Source organism: Microcoleus sp. PH2017_34_RAT_O_A (assembly GCF_020737885.1).
Classification (GTDB): Bacteria; Cyanobacteriota; Cyanobacteriia; order Cyanobacteriales; family Microcoleaceae; genus Microcoleus.
Genome location: NZ_JAEQDD010000011.1, coordinates 1 through 17,738, shown reverse-complemented (window position 1 = coordinate 17,738; position 17,738 = coordinate 1). Strand labels below are relative to the sequence as shown.

At 45.6% G+C, this 17,738-nt stretch carries 15 protein-coding genes; 10 read left to right on the top strand and 5 right to left on the bottom strand.

Features of this window, described 5'->3' with window-relative positions; all coding sequences use genetic code 11:
• Positions 1–146 precede the first annotated feature (146 nt).
• The 4 genes from JGK11_RS05805 to JGK11_RS05790 all read left to right on the top strand — a co-directional run bounded on the left by JGK11_RS05805 (position 147) and on the right by JGK11_RS05790 (position 5,304).
• Positions 147–770 (top strand): DUF3859 domain-containing protein, encoded by a 624-nt coding sequence (locus JGK11_RS05805; RefSeq protein ID WP_293210939.1) that lies wholly within the window; start codon positions 147–149, stop codon positions 768–770.
• A gap of 33 nt (positions 771–803) precedes the next feature.
• Positions 804–2,660: an asparagine synthetase B family protein gene (locus JGK11_RS05800; protein WP_293176930.1), complete on the top strand. Its 1,857-nt coding sequence runs from the start codon at positions 804–806 to the stop codon at positions 2,658–2,660.
• An 89-nt stretch (positions 2,661–2,749) separates the two neighbouring features.
• Complete coding sequence (locus tag JGK11_RS05795) at positions 2,750–3,979, top strand: decarboxylase (RefSeq protein ID WP_293210937.1); 1,230 nt, start codon at positions 2,750–2,752, stop codon at positions 3,977–3,979.
• Between the two features lie 20 nt (positions 3,980–3,999).
• The gene (locus JGK11_RS05790; protein ID WP_293176932.1) at positions 4,000–5,304 is read left to right on the top strand and encodes a hypothetical protein; all 1,305 of its coding nucleotides are present in this window, start codon (positions 4,000–4,002) and stop codon (positions 5,302–5,304) included.
• Between the two features lie 283 nt (positions 5,305–5,587).
• Here the strand turns inward: JGK11_RS05790 and JGK11_RS05785 are convergent, their stop codons facing one another.
• From JGK11_RS05785 to JGK11_RS05775, 3 genes are all read right to left on the bottom strand, one after another.
• On the bottom strand, positions 5,588–7,342 hold the full coding sequence (locus JGK11_RS05785; RefSeq protein WP_293193194.1) for an asparagine synthase-related protein: 1,755 nt from the start codon (positions 7,340–7,342) through the stop codon (positions 5,588–5,590).
• A gap of 171 nt (positions 7,343–7,513) precedes the next feature.
• Positions 7,514–8,338, bottom strand: coding sequence for an SDR family NAD(P)-dependent oxidoreductase (locus tag JGK11_RS05780; protein WP_293193195.1), 825 nt, complete (start codon positions 8,336–8,338; stop codon positions 7,514–7,516).
• A gap of 559 nt (positions 8,339–8,897) precedes the next feature.
• Complete coding sequence (locus tag JGK11_RS05775) at positions 8,898–10,331, bottom strand: carotenoid oxygenase family protein (protein ID WP_293176935.1); 1,434 nt, start codon at positions 10,329–10,331, stop codon at positions 8,898–8,900.
• A 73-nt stretch (positions 10,332–10,404) separates the two neighbouring features.
• Between JGK11_RS05775 and JGK11_RS05770 the strand changes: the two genes are divergently transcribed.
• From JGK11_RS05770 to ctaD, 4 genes are all read left to right on the top strand, one after another.
• Positions 10,405–11,418, top strand: a complete 1,014-nt coding sequence (locus JGK11_RS05770; RefSeq protein ID WP_293193197.1) for an LD-carboxypeptidase — start codon at positions 10,405–10,407, stop codon at positions 11,416–11,418.
• Positions 11,419–11,587: 169 nt separating this feature from the next.
• A complete protein-coding gene (locus tag JGK11_RS05765) occupies positions 11,588–12,349 on the top strand; it encodes a class I SAM-dependent methyltransferase (RefSeq protein WP_293205564.1) in 762 nt (253 codons plus the stop codon).
• Positions 12,350–12,568: 219 nt separating this feature from the next.
• The gene (locus tag JGK11_RS05760) at positions 12,569–13,576 is read left to right on the top strand and encodes a cytochrome c oxidase subunit II (RefSeq protein WP_293176942.1); all 1,008 of its coding nucleotides are present in this window, start codon (positions 12,569–12,571) and stop codon (positions 13,574–13,576) included.
• Between the two features lie 72 nt (positions 13,577–13,648).
• Positions 13,649–15,454, top strand: a complete 1,806-nt coding sequence (gene ctaD / locus JGK11_RS05755) for a cytochrome c oxidase subunit I (RefSeq protein ID WP_293176938.1) — start codon at positions 13,649–13,651, stop codon at positions 15,452–15,454.
• Positions 15,455–15,759: 305 nt separating this feature from the next.
• Here ctaD and JGK11_RS05750 read toward each other — a convergent pair whose 3' ends face one another.
• Positions 15,760–15,960: a hypothetical protein gene (locus JGK11_RS05750; protein ID WP_293210935.1), complete on the bottom strand. Its 201-nt coding sequence runs from the start codon at positions 15,958–15,960 to the stop codon at positions 15,760–15,762.
• Between the two features lie 19 nt (positions 15,961–15,979).
• On the opposite strand from JGK11_RS05750, the gene JGK11_RS05745 reads away from it, so the two are divergent.
• Together JGK11_RS05745 and JGK11_RS05740 are read left to right on the top strand one after the other, a co-directional pair.
• On the top strand, positions 15,980–16,606 hold the full coding sequence (locus tag JGK11_RS05745) for a heme-copper oxidase subunit III (RefSeq protein WP_293176940.1): 627 nt from the start codon (positions 15,980–15,982) through the stop codon (positions 16,604–16,606).
• Between the two features lie 108 nt (positions 16,607–16,714).
• Positions 16,715–17,131: an HNH endonuclease gene (locus JGK11_RS05740; protein ID WP_366053435.1), complete on the top strand. Its 417-nt coding sequence runs from the start codon at positions 16,715–16,717 to the stop codon at positions 17,129–17,131.
• On the opposite strand, the gene JGK11_RS05735 is transcribed toward JGK11_RS05740, so the two are convergent.
• Positions 17,128–17,460, bottom strand: a complete 333-nt coding sequence (locus JGK11_RS05735) for a (2Fe-2S) ferredoxin domain-containing protein (protein ID WP_293176941.1) — start codon at positions 17,458–17,460, stop codon at positions 17,128–17,130. The two genes, JGK11_RS05740 and JGK11_RS05735, sit on opposite strands and share 4 nt — an antisense overlap.
• Between the last annotated feature and the right edge of the window lie 278 nt (positions 17,461–17,738).

Here is a 17,738-nt window from a genome sequence, read left to right as displayed (position 1 = left end):
CAACAGCGCCAACGATTAATTATGACTTTTATGAGTTCAAAATTATGATGTTTATGAATTGACTTGAAGCTCAGCCTGTTTCATAATGTTAATTGACAGGTGTTAGTAAACCACATTCATGAAAAAATCCTACAGCTTCTTAATATATGGAAAATCGACTGACTCAAATTCAATTAACGCAAATAGTAGCTGAAGTAGAACGCCTTTCTAACGTCCGGGAGGCTGAACTTAGTTCCGAAGAAGTCACACAAGTTTTGCAGGAATTGGGCTTGCCGACTGAGTTGCTAGATGAGGCTTTAATCCAGTTACAGCGTCGGGAGGCACTGGCAAAGCAGCAACGCAATCGGTGGATTTTTGGATTGTTAGCGGTGGTAGTTGGGGTGGTACCGATCGCAATTACCGGATTCTACATTTACCAAAATGAACAAGCGATCGCCCGCGTTTCAATGCAACAAAATCGCATAACTTCGGTGCAGGATGATGGCGGCAATTTGACTGTTATTTCCCGCCAAAACAATCCCGAAATCTTTTACCGTACTACCTTAAAAGACGCACCATTAGGCAAAAAACTATCGATATCCTGCGATTGGATCGATCCCAGCGGTCAAGTTGTCAAACAAAACCGCTATCAAACTCGCGAAATCGACAAATCCATTTGGAATACTCAATGTCGTTACAAAATTGGTAGTGCTACTGCTACCGGAAAGTGGCAAGTTAAAATGTTTCTTGAAAGTCGGGCGATCGGCAGTACATCCTTTGAAGTTAAATAATCATCAAAAACTCGCCTATGGATTCATTTTAACATGGTAAAAATAAACAAAAAGCGTCAATTTATAGGATACTGGGGCAGCGATTCCCGCGATAAATTGGAAGCACTGCTAGCCAAAATAGTTAGCCAATCTGCAACAGAAATCCCAGTCCAAAAAGTCGATAATTTGTCCAGTTTCGCCACCACAGGCGACGAAAATTACCCAATTTGGAATGTTGTCAGTACGGAGTGCGTTAGCGAAGCCCTCGAAGAGGATCGCCCGCAGCACTTGCCAACCCAAAAAAGCGCTAAAACTTGGCAAATCGCTGCCCTCTCAGCATCTGGGCTATCGACTTATCCATCATCCAACGGTTTGCTGTTACCTGATGCCTGGGCAAACGTCCGCAAAAATTGCCTAATTTTGGGACGAGAACCCTTTGGGCGAGTAACACTTTACTGGACGCAAATCGGGCAGAGTATTTGGTTTGCATCGAGTTTACAACTGCTGTTAAATATTTGCAAAAAACCAGATATCAGCATTCCAAGTTTGTACGGTTATAGCTGTTTTTCCTACGTTCCAACTCCCTTAACTCCTGTAGAAAATGTGTTCGCAGTTCCCGCCGGAACCGAATTGACATGGGAGTGCGATCGAGAGAGCGGTGTCATTCTGAACAATCCATCCAAATGCTTGTTAGAATGGCGAGAAAGTTCAGAAAAAATACAAGACGAAGCAGAAGCAATAACACAATTACAAAACTTACTTAAAAATGCTGTAGAACGTCAAATTTCTGATATAAATAGTAATGAAAATGTCGGAGTATTTCTATCAGGCGGTTTAGATTCCTCAGTAGTCGCAGCCTTATTAGTCAAAGCCGGAGTCAAAGTCCGCGCTTATACTCTCGACTTCGGCGAGGCCGGAATTCCTGAATATCCTTGGGCCCAAAAAGTTGCCGATTCGCTGAACATTCCCTTGGTAAAAGTAGATGCTAGGCCACATCGGATTAAACAAGTCTTGCATTCTGCGGTGAAAGCTTTAGATTTGCCCTTTGGTGACGGAGTTACAGTCCCGCTGTACCTGTTAAATGAGGCTGCGAGTCAAGAATGTGCGATCGTTTTTAACGGCGAAGGTGGCGATCAGTTATTTGCAGGCTGGACGAATAAACCCCTGATTGCAGCGGCTGTTTATCAAGCAGCAAATCCCGCCGGAGACCAAACTTTTGCCTTGCAATATTTGCGAACTTTTCACCGCCTTTGGGGATACGAATCTAAAGTTTATCAGCCGGAAATTTACACTCAAATTCAGGATTTGCAGCCTCAAAATTGGCTGTTAGAGGCTCTTAATCCTTCTGTGGGCGCGTCTTTGCTGCACCGCCTCCGCCGCGCGGGTTTGATGCTGAAAGGCGCGCAGAACATCCATCCGCGGGCTGCTAATTTGGCTTTGGCTTTTGGTCTGAAAGTGCGATCGCCCTTTTGCGATTTTGCCCTCACAGACTGGACATTTCAACTGTCGGGAGAACTGTGTTTGCGAGGTGCTTGCGAGAAATACATCCTCAAACGGGCGGTAGAAAATTGGCTACCTGCGGACATAGTGTGGCGGGAAAAGCGCGGTATGGGCGTGCCCTTAACTTCGTGGTGTTTTAATGAATTTTGGCATGACATCGGCGATTGGTTGAATCCTGCCGTGTTGCGATCGGAGAAACACTGGAAACCAGATTTAGCGGCTCAAATTATGTCCGGCAAATTCGCAGCCGGAATTCAAGGGCGGCGTATTGGGGAAATGATTTGGCTGTTGGTGATGTGGCAAAATTGGCGATCGCAAATTTTAGGTAAAAATGTGAAAAATAAATCTTGGAATCATCCCTTTTGGTTGCCTCGACAGGTTTGGAATTACCGTCAGCGGTGGGGAGAATGAAAGCTACTCCCTTGATTACTCGGCGGTTGAAACCGCGTCTACACAAACCAAGTCCGCGCAACGCGAGACTAAATACATACTTTACACTTATGCAAACAATTACCGATCGCAAATCAATCATCAAACAACCGCCTTTCACTCTTGCCCTAGCCCAAGAGTTATTAGCTACCTACGGTTCGCCGCTGTACGTTTATCAAAGCGACATTTTGCGTCGAACCATTGCCCGCATTACTAAGGCAATTGACTATCCGCGAACTCAATTTTGTTTTGCCAGCGTCACCAATGGTAGCATCGCCCTGCTGCAAATTTTTCGGGATAGCGGGTGGGGATTGCACGCCAATACACCGGGAGATATTTATTTGGGAATTCAGGCTGGTTTTGCGCCCAAAAATATTGTTTACAGCGGCAGCAATTTGCACCGAGATGAGATGGAACAAGTTCTCAAATGGGGTGTCAAAACTCTGAATTTCGACAGTCTTAGCCAGTTGCAGTTGTGCTGCGAAGTGTACCAATCTCTCAGGGAAAACCAGCAGGCTTTAGAACCGCCCAGTCTGGGTTTGAGGCTGAATTTGCCCGAATTAACGGGGGAAAGTCGCATTGGAGTGCGATCGCCCGAATTTCCCGCAGCAATTGCGATCGCCAAAACAGCCGGATTAAAGCTGAGTGGCTTACATTTCTATCGCGGTACCGGCACCAATTCTACCGCAGCCTTTACTCAAGTAATTGATACCATAATTGCCGCAGCCCAGCAATTGCCAGATTGGGAATATCTCGACTTTGGCGGGGGCTTTGGCTATCCTTACCACAGTGGCGGTACAGCCTTTGATTGGGAACTATTTGGGGCAGAATTGACCAGTAGAATTAGTCAATTAGACCGCGCAATTGAATTAATAATTGAACCTGGAAGAGCCGCTGTAGCAGGATGTGCTACTTTGCTGGCTCAAGTTGTTTCCACAAAATGGCAGGAAGCTAAACAAATTGTCGGTGTAGATACGACTGTTGCTAATCTTTCAGTACCGTCGGTTCATGGTGGTTATCGAGAAATTTGTACCTGGAATTGTCGGGATGCTCTACATTTTACTGATGTTTGTGGCAATACGACTTATTCGCGAGATTATTTGGGGAAAAACTGTCAACTTCCGGCTTTGACTATTGGCGAAATCCTTGGTATTTTAGATGTGGGAGCTTACGGCTATGCCATGTCGTCGCACTTTTTGCACCGCCCAAAACCTGCGGAAGTGCTGTTAGAAAATAGCCAACATCGCCTAATTCGCCAAAGAGAAGATTACAGCATTTTGCTAGCAAATCAAGTTTTTTGAATAATCAATAGGAGACTTTTATGAAGTGCATCAAATGTGGAACTGAAAACAAGTTAAAAGACCGCACAGCGTGGCGCGGCCGCTGTCTCAAGTGCGGCCATAAGTTTGCTTTTGAACCGACTGCAATGACTGGTGTCAAAATAACTGACCCGATGTTTGCCAAGGCGATCGCAGATATTTCGGTTAACGATACGCTGTTTTTTACCCCTAAACAGTTATTTTACCTTTTAGACAAGCGATCGAAACCAATAATTGATGATATGTCCCACACAATCCCCGGATACCTAATTATTAATATAGTTTCGGGTATCTTGGCTCTTTTCTGCACATTGATTCTATTTCCTGAATCGAGTATAGCTTGGAGTCTCATAATGTTTGCGATTAATAGTTTATTGATTGCAAAAACTTTTACTGCTAGCCGTTCTAGCAAGTATCTGTATCAACAACGCCAGAAATTTGCAAAAAATTTGCAAATTAGGGGAGTAATAGTTCTGGTATTCGGAATTGGTTTTAATCTGTTATCAAGTTCCTTTTCGCTGTTTTTAGCAAGCTGCATTATCGGAATAACATCTATCTATTTGGGTGGATTAAAAAATGAAAATAAACCTGCAAATAGTCAAGACTTTACGATTGAGTCAAATCAGTTTCAAGGTTGGATTAATACTTGGACAACCATTAATTCTATGACTAAAATGCTACCACCTCCCCGCGATACAAATGCAAATGTCACCGTCAGTCCTGATGTCAGCGCTTACAGTTTCGATAGATTGCTGGTGTGCGATCGCCCGGAAATTGCCCAATTCTTAATCGCCAACTATTTTCACTTTGAAAACAACTGTGCAGTCCTCAGTGTTACCGGATATCCTCAAAGTATCTTCGATACAACGATGGAAATGCTGCGCCGCAATCCCGACTTAAAAGTGTACGCTTTGCACGATTGCAGTCCCAAAGGAATTGGTTTAGTTAACCAGCTACGCACGAGTCCTAATTGGTTCCCAGATAACAGTGCGATAATTATTGATATTGGATTGTTACCAAAGCAAATTCTGGCGGGTGGCAGCAGTATGTTTGTTTTGAGTTCCGAAAAAAATGCACGAGATGCTGTGAAATTGCGACCAGAGATTCGCCAAGATTTATCTGCTGAGGAATTGCAGTGGTTGGAATTAGGTAATTATGTAGAATTGGAATCGTTTAGTCCTCAAAAACTGATTCAAATTTTGAATCGAGGAATTGCGGGTAGTCGAGATTTAGGTGGCGATGATAGCACTTTGATTCTGCTAGGTGGCACGGAGAGTTCTATCTATGTTGTTGACAGTTTTGGTTGAGGTTTGTGGGGTTACGAGGAAAGGACACGGCAGTGCCCATTGGTGTCAACTTAACGTCAAACCGGCCGTCTCTCTTGTTGGTATCAAAGTTTCGATCCCCCCTAACCCCCCTTAATAAGGGGGGGACAAGAAATATCCTCAAAGTCCCCCTTATTAAGGGGGATTTAGGGGGATCTAGACTGGGGTAAAAGCGAGAATTCTCAGGGGTTTCAGGCTTAAGTTGACACTAATGGGCACTGCCTAAGTCCCTACAAATATAATGTGCAATCGCTCGGACATGATCTTACTTATTACCTTGCAGCCAAAGCTCTAAACTTGTCAATAGCCACAGCTTAACGCCATAACGCCCCCAAGTATCTCCTTCATAATCTAACCATTGAGCAATTAAAGATTGATTACAATAAGGAGCAATAGCAGCTCTTCTTGACAATAGCAAACCCCTAGCCTCCCGCTGCCAAAACCTCTTAAACCCTTGCTGTACGGGAACTAGCATCCCGCTTTTGGGCCTGTCTAAAATTTGAGCCGGCAGCAAATTTGCCACCGCTTGTTTGAGCACAGCTTTCTCCACAACCCCGGATAATTTGTACTCAGGCGGAATCGTCATACTCAAATCCACGATTCGCCGATCGAACAAAGGCGATCGCCCGTGCAAGCCCGCAGCTTGAGTCAAGTTGTTCACTTTGGTCAAAATCTGGTCAGCCCCCTTAAACTTGATATTTAATGCCATTAATCGATTCAGATAATTGCCGCTTGCATTCAAATCCGCACTAAATACCGAAGGTTCTGCTTGCATCGCTGCCCAAATTTCCGGTTTTAACAGTTGAGGTAAATCCGCAGCGCACTTTTGAAATGAAAGCAAATATGCTGGCAGTGAATCCAAGTTCGTGACAGAATTGTACAAGCTGTTCATTAACATTGGTTGATTTTTGGGGCCACCAAAACAAGGATCGCCACCTTCGCCGTTCAGAATTACTTCGACTGATTCCCGCGCCATTCTTCCTAATAGCAAGTTTGGCACTGTCAGCGGATCGCCGATCGGATCGTCTAAGTAACCCATAGTTTCTGGCAACTTTTCCCACATATCCCGAAAGCTAATTTCTAAAATGTGGTGTTCAGTTTGACAGTGTTGGGCGACTAAACTGGAAAACTCTAATTCGTTGGCGCATTCTTCGCCAAAATGAATTGAGTAAGTGTGAATTGGTCGATCGCAAAATTGAGCAGCTAAAGCCGCGATGCAGCTAGAGTCTAACCCGCCGGAAAGAAAGACGCCTACAGGTTGATTTGCTGGCAAATATTCCCGGACAATTTCATCTAAAAGAGTTCGCAATCTCGCGCCGTGCCATTCTAAAGATTGTTCCGCCTCGACAACTTGTTCTCGCAGTTCCCAGTATGCCGAAATTGTCTCGTCAGGAATGCTTAAAATGCTTCCTGGGCGCAGTTCTCGGACTTGCTGCCACAGGGTACGATCGCCTGGAACGAACGAACAACAGAGGTAATCTCGCAGGGCTGTGAGGTCGATCGCCCTTGAGTGGTATTTTGCGATCGCCCGCAGTTGAGGCGCAATCCAGCGAGTCGCGCCAACAGTAGTGTAGTACAGAGTGCGCGCGCCCGTGCGATCGCGCGCCAGCCGCAAAACCTGCGATTGACGATCCCAAACCGCAAACGCAAACATACCCGCCAGCAGCGGCAAGCATTCAGGGCCCCAGCGTTCCCACAGTTGAGCCACTAATTGGCGATCGCACCCCTGCCAACTACTCGCAGAAATGCCCAATTTTTCCAGCAATTGCGATCGATTGCTGAGCCAAATATCGCCTACAATCACAAATTTTTCAGAGGGACTGAGAATTAGCTGAACACTTGGGTTAGAGCAAATAATCGCAATTTGACCTTCTCGCCACGCTGCATCATCTGCGATCGCGTCTATTTTCCCCCAAGCTATCCGCCAACTTGAGGCAAATTCAACCAGAGGACTTGGAGGAACTGAAATTTTTTGTTTTTGGCTACTCTTGTAATTCAGTAATGATTTTATATTGTTCATTCTGGCAAGCTTAATATTATTTAGAATAATATTAACTTTAACAGAAACGTACACCCTGCGATCGCTTTATTTCTTAGTCCGCGGAGGCGGACATCGTTTGTGTAGACGCGGTTTCAACCGCCGAGTAACCGTAAGGTGCGCCGAAGCGCACCCTACGTAGCCGAAACAGATTTATCGCCCGCCAGCTAAAACCGATCGCAATTTGCGATCGCGCTGGGATTTATCCCTAAGTTCAGGAGTTGCCATCCGCAACACCAAATCCAGCAACCAAGGCGCAATTCTGTGACACCAAACTGCTAAATGACTTTGATATCCTACCAAGATTTCCGGCGCATCTTTGTGCAATCCCGCGACAAGTGCTAGGGCAACTTTTTCGGGAGTTGTGGGCACTACCCAGCGGAATTGTTCTAAGTCTCGCACCATGTCGGTATCTGTGAGAGATGGTAGCAAAGCTGTGACTCGGACATTGTAGGCGGCTAACTCGCTGCGTAATGCTTGGGTAAAGCCCAAAATGGCAAATTTAGTAGCAGAATAAGTTGCCATTGTAGGAGCGGCAATTTTGCCCATCAAGCTCGAAACATTGACGATTGTTCCGTCTTTTTGGGCAGCCATTCGCCTCGCTATTAACCGGGTGATTGTGTAGGTTCCGAGCAAATTTAAGGCGATTTCTTCCTCAATTAACGGTAGCGGCGATCGCAAGAATGATGCTTGGTGCGCGACGCCTGCACAGTTGACTAGCAGGTGAATCGGGCCGTTATCTCGCCAAGCTTGGGCGATCGCAATATTCACCGCCACTGACTGAGTTAAATCTAAAGCTAACGGCACTACTTCTGTACCAAAAACATCGATTTCCTCTGCCAATTCGATCAACTGGTGGCGGTTGCGCGCTACAATCAGCAAGCGTTTGACTCCTTGTCTGGCTAATTCCAGGGCGATCGATCGCCCAATTCCACGTGAAGCCCCTGTAACTAGAGCTGTTTTTCCTTGAAGCTGCATAGATAAAACCCTCTGATTTTGATACTCACCGCGCGCGAAGTTATAAGTTGCGAGTTATGAATTTTGTGGAGTTAACTCAAAACTTTTGAATCGCCAACGGGCGCGTGAGTTGAACTAAACTTTTGGTTTGCCAGAAATTGGTTGTAAATCTGGCTACTCAACCTCATTCAAGCAGACAAACCTGAGATGGGAAAACCAGGTGGAAAATCATACCGACTTTGGCTTAATTTCCCTCTTTCTTTAGTCTGCGAAGGCAGACTTTGTTTGTGTAGTCGCGAATGACCTTCGCCGGGATTTTTGAGCAATACAGAGCATAAATTCCATACCTTAAAATTGGGTCTGAAGCTTCCCCATTTAGGGGAAAATCAAACAAAATGATTCATTGCTCCAATCCTCTTCTATCGACGGCTATAGGTAGCTGTCAACTGTCAACTGTCAACTGTCAACTGATGAAACCTCCTAGATATGAGAATCTCCTATCTACACACACGTTAACAACTCCACCTCAAAGCTGCAACAATTTTTAATAAATCTTCCGCAACACTTCTTTACAATCTTCTCAGACGGTCGATTTCCAAGTACCGTGAAAGCCCAAAGGTATGACACCAGGCAATTCTAGCTGACAAACAGGCGGGCGCGAAAGTCCGTCGCACTCATATATCCACACTTCGCTGCTATCAGAATTGCCGTCGTAAATAACTGTCAAAATCCAACCTTTCTCCGATGAAATATCTGGAACGTAGATGGGTTCTGCGGGATAGCGATTTTCGCCGCAGTCGGCAATTGTGAGATTGCGGGTTTGCGTGTCCAAACGGGCGATCGCGCCGTAACGTTCCGCTACAATATCAACATCAGGCCGATACATTGCCAGATAAATATACCGCGAGTCTTGTCCTACTTCTGAAGCAGGTACAACCGGAAACTCACAAGGTTTATCCAACAATTCTTCTATTCCTGTCACTTTCCCTGTCAAAGGATTGAGATGCACTCGGCAAAGAATACCCTCCGCATCGGTGTGAGTTTCACCAGTCGCTACTTCTTTCAGTCGCTGATTAGTTGTAAAATCAGCAAAGCGCACAAAATCTACCGCCACCGAACCATCTTCCTTGACAAAACCGTTAGCAAAATGCCACTGAAACCAAGCATCGGTTTCGCCGCGACTAACTAAAGACAGAGTTTCCGATTCAAAAACTAATATCTGCGTTCCTAATTCCGGTTTCCACTTAAAGGACTCGCTATAACTGCTAATTCCCGCTAACAATGGCAACAAATTGACTTGCACCGGCGGAATAAAAAATATCAAATACTTTCCCGCAAACACAAAATCGTGGATCGGGGAAATTCCATCTAAAGAAACAGTTGATTTTTGTACGACTTTGCCAGTAAAATCGCTTTTATACACATTCAATTTTGGACTCAGACCCGGTGTAATTCCAAAATTAAAAATATTCCCAGTAATCGGATCGCACTTGCAGTGAGCGGAATAACTAAATTCCTTATCTAAATTGCCTAAATCGTCCGTTCCCAGAGTTTCTAGGGTTTGTAAATCAAGGCTATGAGGCGGCCCACCTTCCCATAGTGCCAAAAGGCGATCGGGCAAAGCTAAAACAGAAGTATTCGCAGCATTTTTAACTGTTTTCGTCCACCGCAACCACACAGGGCCCGGCGCTGTCATGCCGTAATTACTGTAGAGAAATCGATCGGCTTTTTCTTCAGCTAGATATCCCGCTGTTTGCACGTAGCGATAAACAGCAGCAGCACCGACATCAGTAAAATGTACTGCCAAAATTGCACCGTCGCCATCAAACCAGTGTCCCGCAGCAACACCGCCGCGTTCCAAACGTGCCGGCCCGTTGCGGTAGAGACTGCCGCGCAATCCGTCGGGAATTTTACCACTTTTAACCGATAGCTGAGTCAGCGGAAACTCCGCAGCAGGACGGGCTAAAGATTTGGCCCAGGATTTTTTAGCTGAGATTTTACTGTCTGTTTTCATTCGCAACTGGCAATTTTTAGCTGAGCTGGCAGAAATTTTGCTATACAATTATAGCACAAATTACCTAACAGTTATGACTTTCGCCCGCCGCTACCTGCTCAGAACTTTTGGGCTGACTGCTATTGGTACTCAGCTTTTACCCATCGCCCAAAACAACCTATTGTCGAAAAGTGCGATCGAGCCGCGCCGCCTCAAAGTCGGCGATACAGTAGCCTTAATCAATCCTGCCGCTTTCAACTACGAAAAAGAAGTGCAGCAATTTTTCAAAGTGCTGGATAACCTAGGCTTAAAAGTTAAGCTAGGAGAGCATTTTTACGACCGCTACGGCTACTTAGCAGGCAAAGATGCCGATCGCGCCGCCGATGTCAACGCAGCCTTTGCCGACGACTCAGTGCAAGCTATTTTTACCGGGATGGGCGGCTGGGGCTGCGGTCGCATCTTGCCGCTCTTGGATTACAATACAATCCGCAACAATCCCAAAATTATTATGGGATTCAGCGATATTACTGCCCTATTATTGGCAATTCATGCTAAAACTAATATAGTTACTTTTCACGGCCCTTTAGGTGTCTCAAGTTGGAGTCCCTTTACAGTAGATTACGTCAAAAAAGTTTTGTTTGACGGAGGTTCTGTGACCATGCAAAACTCCAAAACTATGCCTGTAGAGACCATCCGGCGCGGCACAGCTAGGGGAAAACTCATCGGCGGCAATTTATCAGTAATCTCAACACTAATCGGTTCAGCTTATTTGCCGGATTGGGAAAACAGTATTTTGTTTGTCGAGGAAGTTAGCGAAGAGGTTTATCGTATCGATCGAATGTTGACGCAGCTCCAATTAGCAGGCATTCTTGATAAAATATCCGGTTTTGTTTTCGGACAGTGCACCAAGTGCGAGGCCGAAAAACCGCAAGAGTCCCTCACCTTGTCTCAAGTCTTGACGGATCGCATTCGCCCCTTGAATATTCCCGCCTGGTACGGTTCGATGGTGGGACACATTCGGGATAAGTTCACTTTGCCGATCGGCAAAGAAGTCGAAATCGACGCAACTGCTGGTACAATCAAATTATTATCATCCGCCGTCAGCTAAATCTTGAACTATTCTCAATATTCCTAAGGTACGTAGTTGCGCTTCAGCGCTCTTAGCTTATATTATAAAGAGCGCCCAAGCGCAACTACGTACCTAATTACGTTTAACATTAAGTCGTCACCAATGGGCAGATCGCGAGTAACCATTCAAATACACAATCATAAATACCGTGAATAAAATCCCACAATTAATTAAATTATTAACAGCAATCATCCTGACAATAGTTTGCGTATTTCCGCTCAATCTCGGCGCATCAGCAGCCAATAAAATCGCCAACCAAGATACAATCTATCAGCAGCGAACAATCCACAATCCCGACGGCACCGGCAAATTTTACATGGGTCGAGAAATTGCCCAAGTCATGGGATATCAAGGCGCTAGTTGGCTGGAAAGACCATCTCGTGGCATGGAAGAAAAATCAGCTCGATTAGTCAACAATCTAGATTTAAAACCAACCGACATTGTAGCAGACATTGGAGCCGGAACCGGATATTTTAGCTTTCGTATCGCCCCCCTAGTTCCCGAAGGAAAAGTTTTCGCCGTTGACGTACAGCCGGAAATGCTCAACTTTATTGAATTAAATAAACAAGAAAAAAATATCGCTAACGTTGAGCCAGTTTTGGGAAGTATCGACAATCCCAATTTGCCGGAAAACAGCGTCGATTTAGTTGTGATGGTGGATGCCTATCACGAATTCGCATATCCCAGAGAAATGATGCAAGGAATTGTCAAAGCACTGAAACCAGGAGGCCGCACAGTATCGATCGAGTATCGGGGCGAAAATCCGCTGCTTCCCATTAAAGGTTTGCACAAAATGACCCAGAAACAGGTGAAAAAAGAAATGGCCGCCGTCGGTTTAGTATGGAAAGAGACAAAAGATATGTTACCCCAGCAGCATTTAATGGTGTTTGAAAAACAATCTCAAATTTAGTAGCAAAGAAAACAAATTTGTTACCATTTTTTCTGATTTTTGTCAAGGGACATAAGCCGTATTCATGCGAAGGAGCGATCGCCCAAAAATACTAAGCATTAAGTAAGCCTTAAGATAGGCATTGTGTTCAAAATGTCAATCTACAATTAAAAATTGACAACCCAGAGGCGCTTCCCTAATTATTCCAGCGAAGAAGTGTCGCTACTAAAAGGTACTAGCTTGAACATTCCAAGTTCCATCCTCACCATGCTCGTCGGCATCGGAGTGACTCTGATCAGTCTCTGGTACGGCCAGAATCATGGATTAATGCCGATCGCCGCCTCGGCTCAAGCATCGCAGATAGACGGACTATTCAACACAATGATGACACTTTCCATAGGATTATTTATCCTAGTCCACGGAGTGATAGTCGTTGCTGTAATTAAATATCGCCGTCGTGAAGGAGACAATACAGACGGGCCAGCTTGGCATGATAACTTTCCCTTAGAAATTCTATGGACAGCCCTACCAGCGGTGATTATTTTAGGTATCGGAGTCTACAGTTTTGAGATTTACAACTCAATGGGTGGCCTCGATCCGATGGGTAATCACGATCACGGTACAATGCAATCGCACTCTAAAATGCGCGGAAGTGCGATCGCAGGCACCCTGTCAGATACACCACAAAAAGCACCTCAAATTCAGCCAGAAAAACAAATTGCCCTAGGCGTAGGTGCTGCCCCAGAAAACGAAGAAAAACCAGCAGACTTAGTAGTAAATGTCATGGGTTTGCAGTACGCCTGGATTTTTAGCTATCCAGAAAGTGGCGTTAGTTCCGGTGAACTGCATATGCCACTCAACGGCGACGTACAGCTAAATCTTGCAGCTCAAGACGTGCTGCACGCATTTTGGATGCCCGAATTTCGGCTCAAACAAGATGCAATTCCTGGGCGAGGAAGCGAACTAAGATTTATACCAAACAAAGTCGGCGAATACCGAATTGTTTGTGCTGAATTGTGCGGCGCATATCACGGAGCAATGAAAGCTGTAGCATTCGTTCACACACCCGAAGACTTCGACCTTTGGGTGAAAGAACAGCAAGTTGCTAGCGCTCAAAACTTAGAGCAAGCAGTTGCCATCAATCCCGAAAAAATGTCAGACGGGGAATTCTTAGCTCCCTACGTCAGGGAAATAAAAATTAATCCCGAAAGTCTAGAACAACTTCATCCAACTCATCACAAAAAATAGTCATTAGTTCCTGGCAATGGATATTTAATCCAGAGCAAATAACTAATGACTAATAACTAATGACTAATAACTATGACACAAGCACAGTTCCAAGAAACTGCCAACATAGATGCTCGCGGAACAGCACCCGCCGATAGACATTGGCGAGATTATTTCACATTTAATACCGACCACAAAGTCATCGGTATTCAATACCTAGTTACAACTTTTGGATTCTATCTAATCGGCGGCGTGATGGCTACCTTAGTGCGAACCGAACTCGCCACACCCGACTCCGATTTTGTCGCCCCGGAACTCTATAACAGTTTATTTACTGTTCACGCCACGGTGATGATTTTCCTATGGATTGTCCCCGCAGGCGCCGGATTTGCTAACTTTTTGATTCCCCTGATGATTGGGGCAAAAGATATGGCATTTCCCCGGCTCAATGCCCTGGCTTTTTGGATGATTCCCGTAGCCGGCGTATTGCTGTTGAGCAGTTTTTTGGTGGGAGCTCCCCAGGCTGGTTGGACTTCCTATCCGCCTTTGAGCTTAGTTACTGCTCAAATGGGGGAAGAAATTTGGATTCTCAGCGTTTTGTTCCTGGGAACTTCTTCGATTTTGGGGGCGGTAAATTTTGCCGTTACCATATTCACGATGCGGGTTCCGAGCATGAGTCTCAATGAAATGCCTTTGTTTTGCTGGGCAATGATTGCGACTTCAGCGCTGACTTTAGTTGCTACTCCAGTGCTAGCAGCAGCCTTGATTTTGCTATCCTTTGACTTGTTAGCGGGAACGGCATTTTTTAACCCGACTGGTAACGGCGATCCGGTCGTCTACCAGCATTTATTCTGGTTTTATTCGCACCCGGCTGTTTACATTATGATCATGCCCTTTTTTGGGGTGATTTCAGAAGTGTTGCCAGTGCACTCGCGCAAGCCAATTTTTGGTTATTTGGCGATCGCCTATTCCAGTCTCGCCATCAGCTTTTTGGGCTTAATCGTGTGGGCGCACCATATGTTTACCAGCGGTACTCCCGGCTGGCTGCGGATGTTTTTCATGATCACCACCATGATCATCGCCGTACCCACTGGGATCAAAATATTTAGCTGGTTGGCAACTATTTGGGGCGGCAAACTCCGCCTAGTGAGTGCGATGTTATTTGGGATGGGTTTTATCTCAACATTCCTCCTCGGTGGCATCACCGGGATCATGGTAGCTTCCGTACCTTTCGACATTCACGTTCACGATACTTATTTTATCGTCGCTCACTTACACTACGTGCTGTTTGGCGGCTCAGTGTTTGGAATTTACGCGGCTTTTTACCACTGGTTCCCCAAAATGACGGGGCGGATGCTTAACGAATTTTGGGGTAGAGTTCACTTTGTTTTAACCTATGTGGGCTTTACTGTAACTTTCTTGCCGATGCACGCTTTGGGGATGCAGGGAATGCCCAGGCGGGTGGCAATGTACGACCCGAAATTTACGACAATTAATGTCATTTGTACTGTGGGCGCTTATATGCTGGCAGTCTCGACAATCCCGTTTATTGTTAACGTGATTTGGAGTTGGAGGTACGGCCCGAAAGCAGGTGACAATCCTTGGCAAGCTTTAAGTTTGGAATGGATGACGACTTCGCCACCGCCGATCGAAAATTTTGAAGGAATACCGGTATTGGCAACCGGGCCTTACGATTACGGCATGGAAAAAATTCAGAACACTGGCGAACGTCTCAGGCTGAAGTTGAGGGAAAATGCGACACGCAACGCCCAGAAACGGGGTATTCCGATTGCGGAGGCTCAAGTTTCCACTTTCTTTGGCGGGACTGCTACTTTGGTCGAGCCTGAATCAGAGATAAACGTTGATTCTCCTGGTGATGAAAGTCAAGATAGCAATTAGTCATTAGTGATTAGCGCGAGCGTCCCCGCTCGCGAACGTCATCAGTCATCAGTCAACAAACACGTCAAACCTAGTACCGCTCTGCTGTCTGACGATTAAGCTCTCGATCCCCCCTAGCCCCCCTTAGGTCGGGGGGGACAAGAAGCAATCAAAGCTCCCCTTGAGAAGGCAGGAATTGGACATACTCAAAACCCCCCTTGAGAATGCAGGAATTGGACATACTCAAAGCCCCCCTTGAGAATGCAGGAACCGGACACACTCAAAGTCCCCCTTCTTAAGGGGGATTTAGGGGGATCGAGCCTCCGCTATAAACGAGAGATACAAAGATTTTCAGACAATTGTTGGCACGAATGTTCTCTTCCTTCTTCCTTCTTCTTCCTTCTTCCTTCTTCCTTCTTCCTTCTTCCTTCTTCCTTCTTCTTCCTTCTTCCTTCTTCCTTCTTCCTTCTTCCTTCTTCCTTCTTCCTTCTTCCTTCTTCCTTCTTCCTTCTTCCTTCAACATCCATTACCAACTAGCAATTTATTATGCAACAAATTCCAGCGATCGATCCAGAAAAAACGGCTCTAAATTACCACCACAGCGCCGAAATAGAAGCGCACGGCGAAGAGCATCCCGACCACAGAATGCTAGGCGTACTTGTGTTCTTGGGATCTGAAGGCATGATATTTATGGGTATGTTTGCCGCGTATTTGATTTATCGGGCGATGGCCCCGATGTGGCCGCCTGAAGGTACACCCGATCGCGAGTTATTGCTGCCGGGAATTAACACGGTGATTCTGATTGCTAGTAGTTTTGTGATTCACAATGCGGATGCTGCGATCAAAAAGAATGATGCGACGGGTATGCGAAATTGGTTGCTCGTGACTATCGCTATGGGCGTCGTTTTCTTGTGCGGTCAAGTTTACGAATATACTCATTTAGAGTTTGGGTTGACGACTAATTTGTATGCCAGTTGCTTTTACGTTTTGACTGCTTTTCACGGTTTGCACGTGACGTTTGGAGTGGTGCTGATGGCTGGGGTCGTTTGGCGATCGCGCGTACAAGATCACTATTCCAGCGAACACCACTTCGGCATCGAAGCGACTGAGATTTATTGGCACTTTGTCGATGTGATCTGGATTGTTTTGTTTGTGCTGCTGTACATAATTTGAGCGTAGGCTTTTGTACTTAGCGGGCAGGCAAGAGGTCTGTCCCACCTGAAATTAAGACCCCCGGTTGGGGGTTTTTTATTGTTTGCGAAGTGCGATCGACAGTTTGTAGTGAGGACTTCAGTCCTCATCAAAAGAAGGACTAAAGTCCTCACTACAAACCCGGCCACGATCTCAAAGCCGATCGCCCTAAATTACGCTAAATTAAAAGAAGCAATTCTCCCATCCACCAGCATTGAGGAAATTATGCAGTGCGAATTGTGCGATCGACAAATGGAAGCATTAACCGCCCACCACCTCATCCCCAAACAAAACACCAAGCGGAAGAACGAAGATCCCAGTCCGACGATCGACATTTGCTCGGCCTGTCACCGCCAGATTCACTCTCTCTTCGACAACAAACACCTCGCCCAAGAACTCAACACCCTAGAAAAGCTCAAAAATGACCCCCAACTCCAGAAATTTCTCTCTTGGGTGAAGAAACAAAAAACCGACAAACGCATTCAAGTACACGGCAAAAAAGCTTAAACATCGGCGGGCGGGTTCGGGGGTACCGCCCCTACAGAATGGCGGTGAAACTTACGATAAAGCATCGCCTCTATCGGCTTTCCACCCCGCAAATGTCGATCGGTAATTGCCGCAACTTCTTCAGCAGAAACACCGCTATACCAAACCTCTTCTGGTAGCACCAACACCATCGGCCCGTTACCGCACTGTCCCAAACAACTACTAGCGACAACTTCCACTTCTGCACCGGACAATTGCTGAAAAGTTGTCAGTACCTTGGCTGCATTTTGCTTGCGACAAGTGCGGTTTTGGCAAACAAGAACTCGCCTAGAAGATTCGATGATTTTCATGTTTTTTTGCTTGACACTCTGCTTTTTGTATGCATTATTTGTATAATGGAAATAAATGTGGTCATATATACAAAAGTGGTCAGAGAGTCAATAGAATTTTTGGGAGAGTTCCCGTGCTAACCCAAAAATCATGATAAACCTTTTGATGCCAACCATTGGCGATCGCGCTACATAAATCTATGAATCGGCTAACCGCAGATACTTTTGAAACAAACACTGATAGACGCAGATAATTTCCCGATAATTGGTGAGTTTGACAATCTTATCTGCCCTACAAG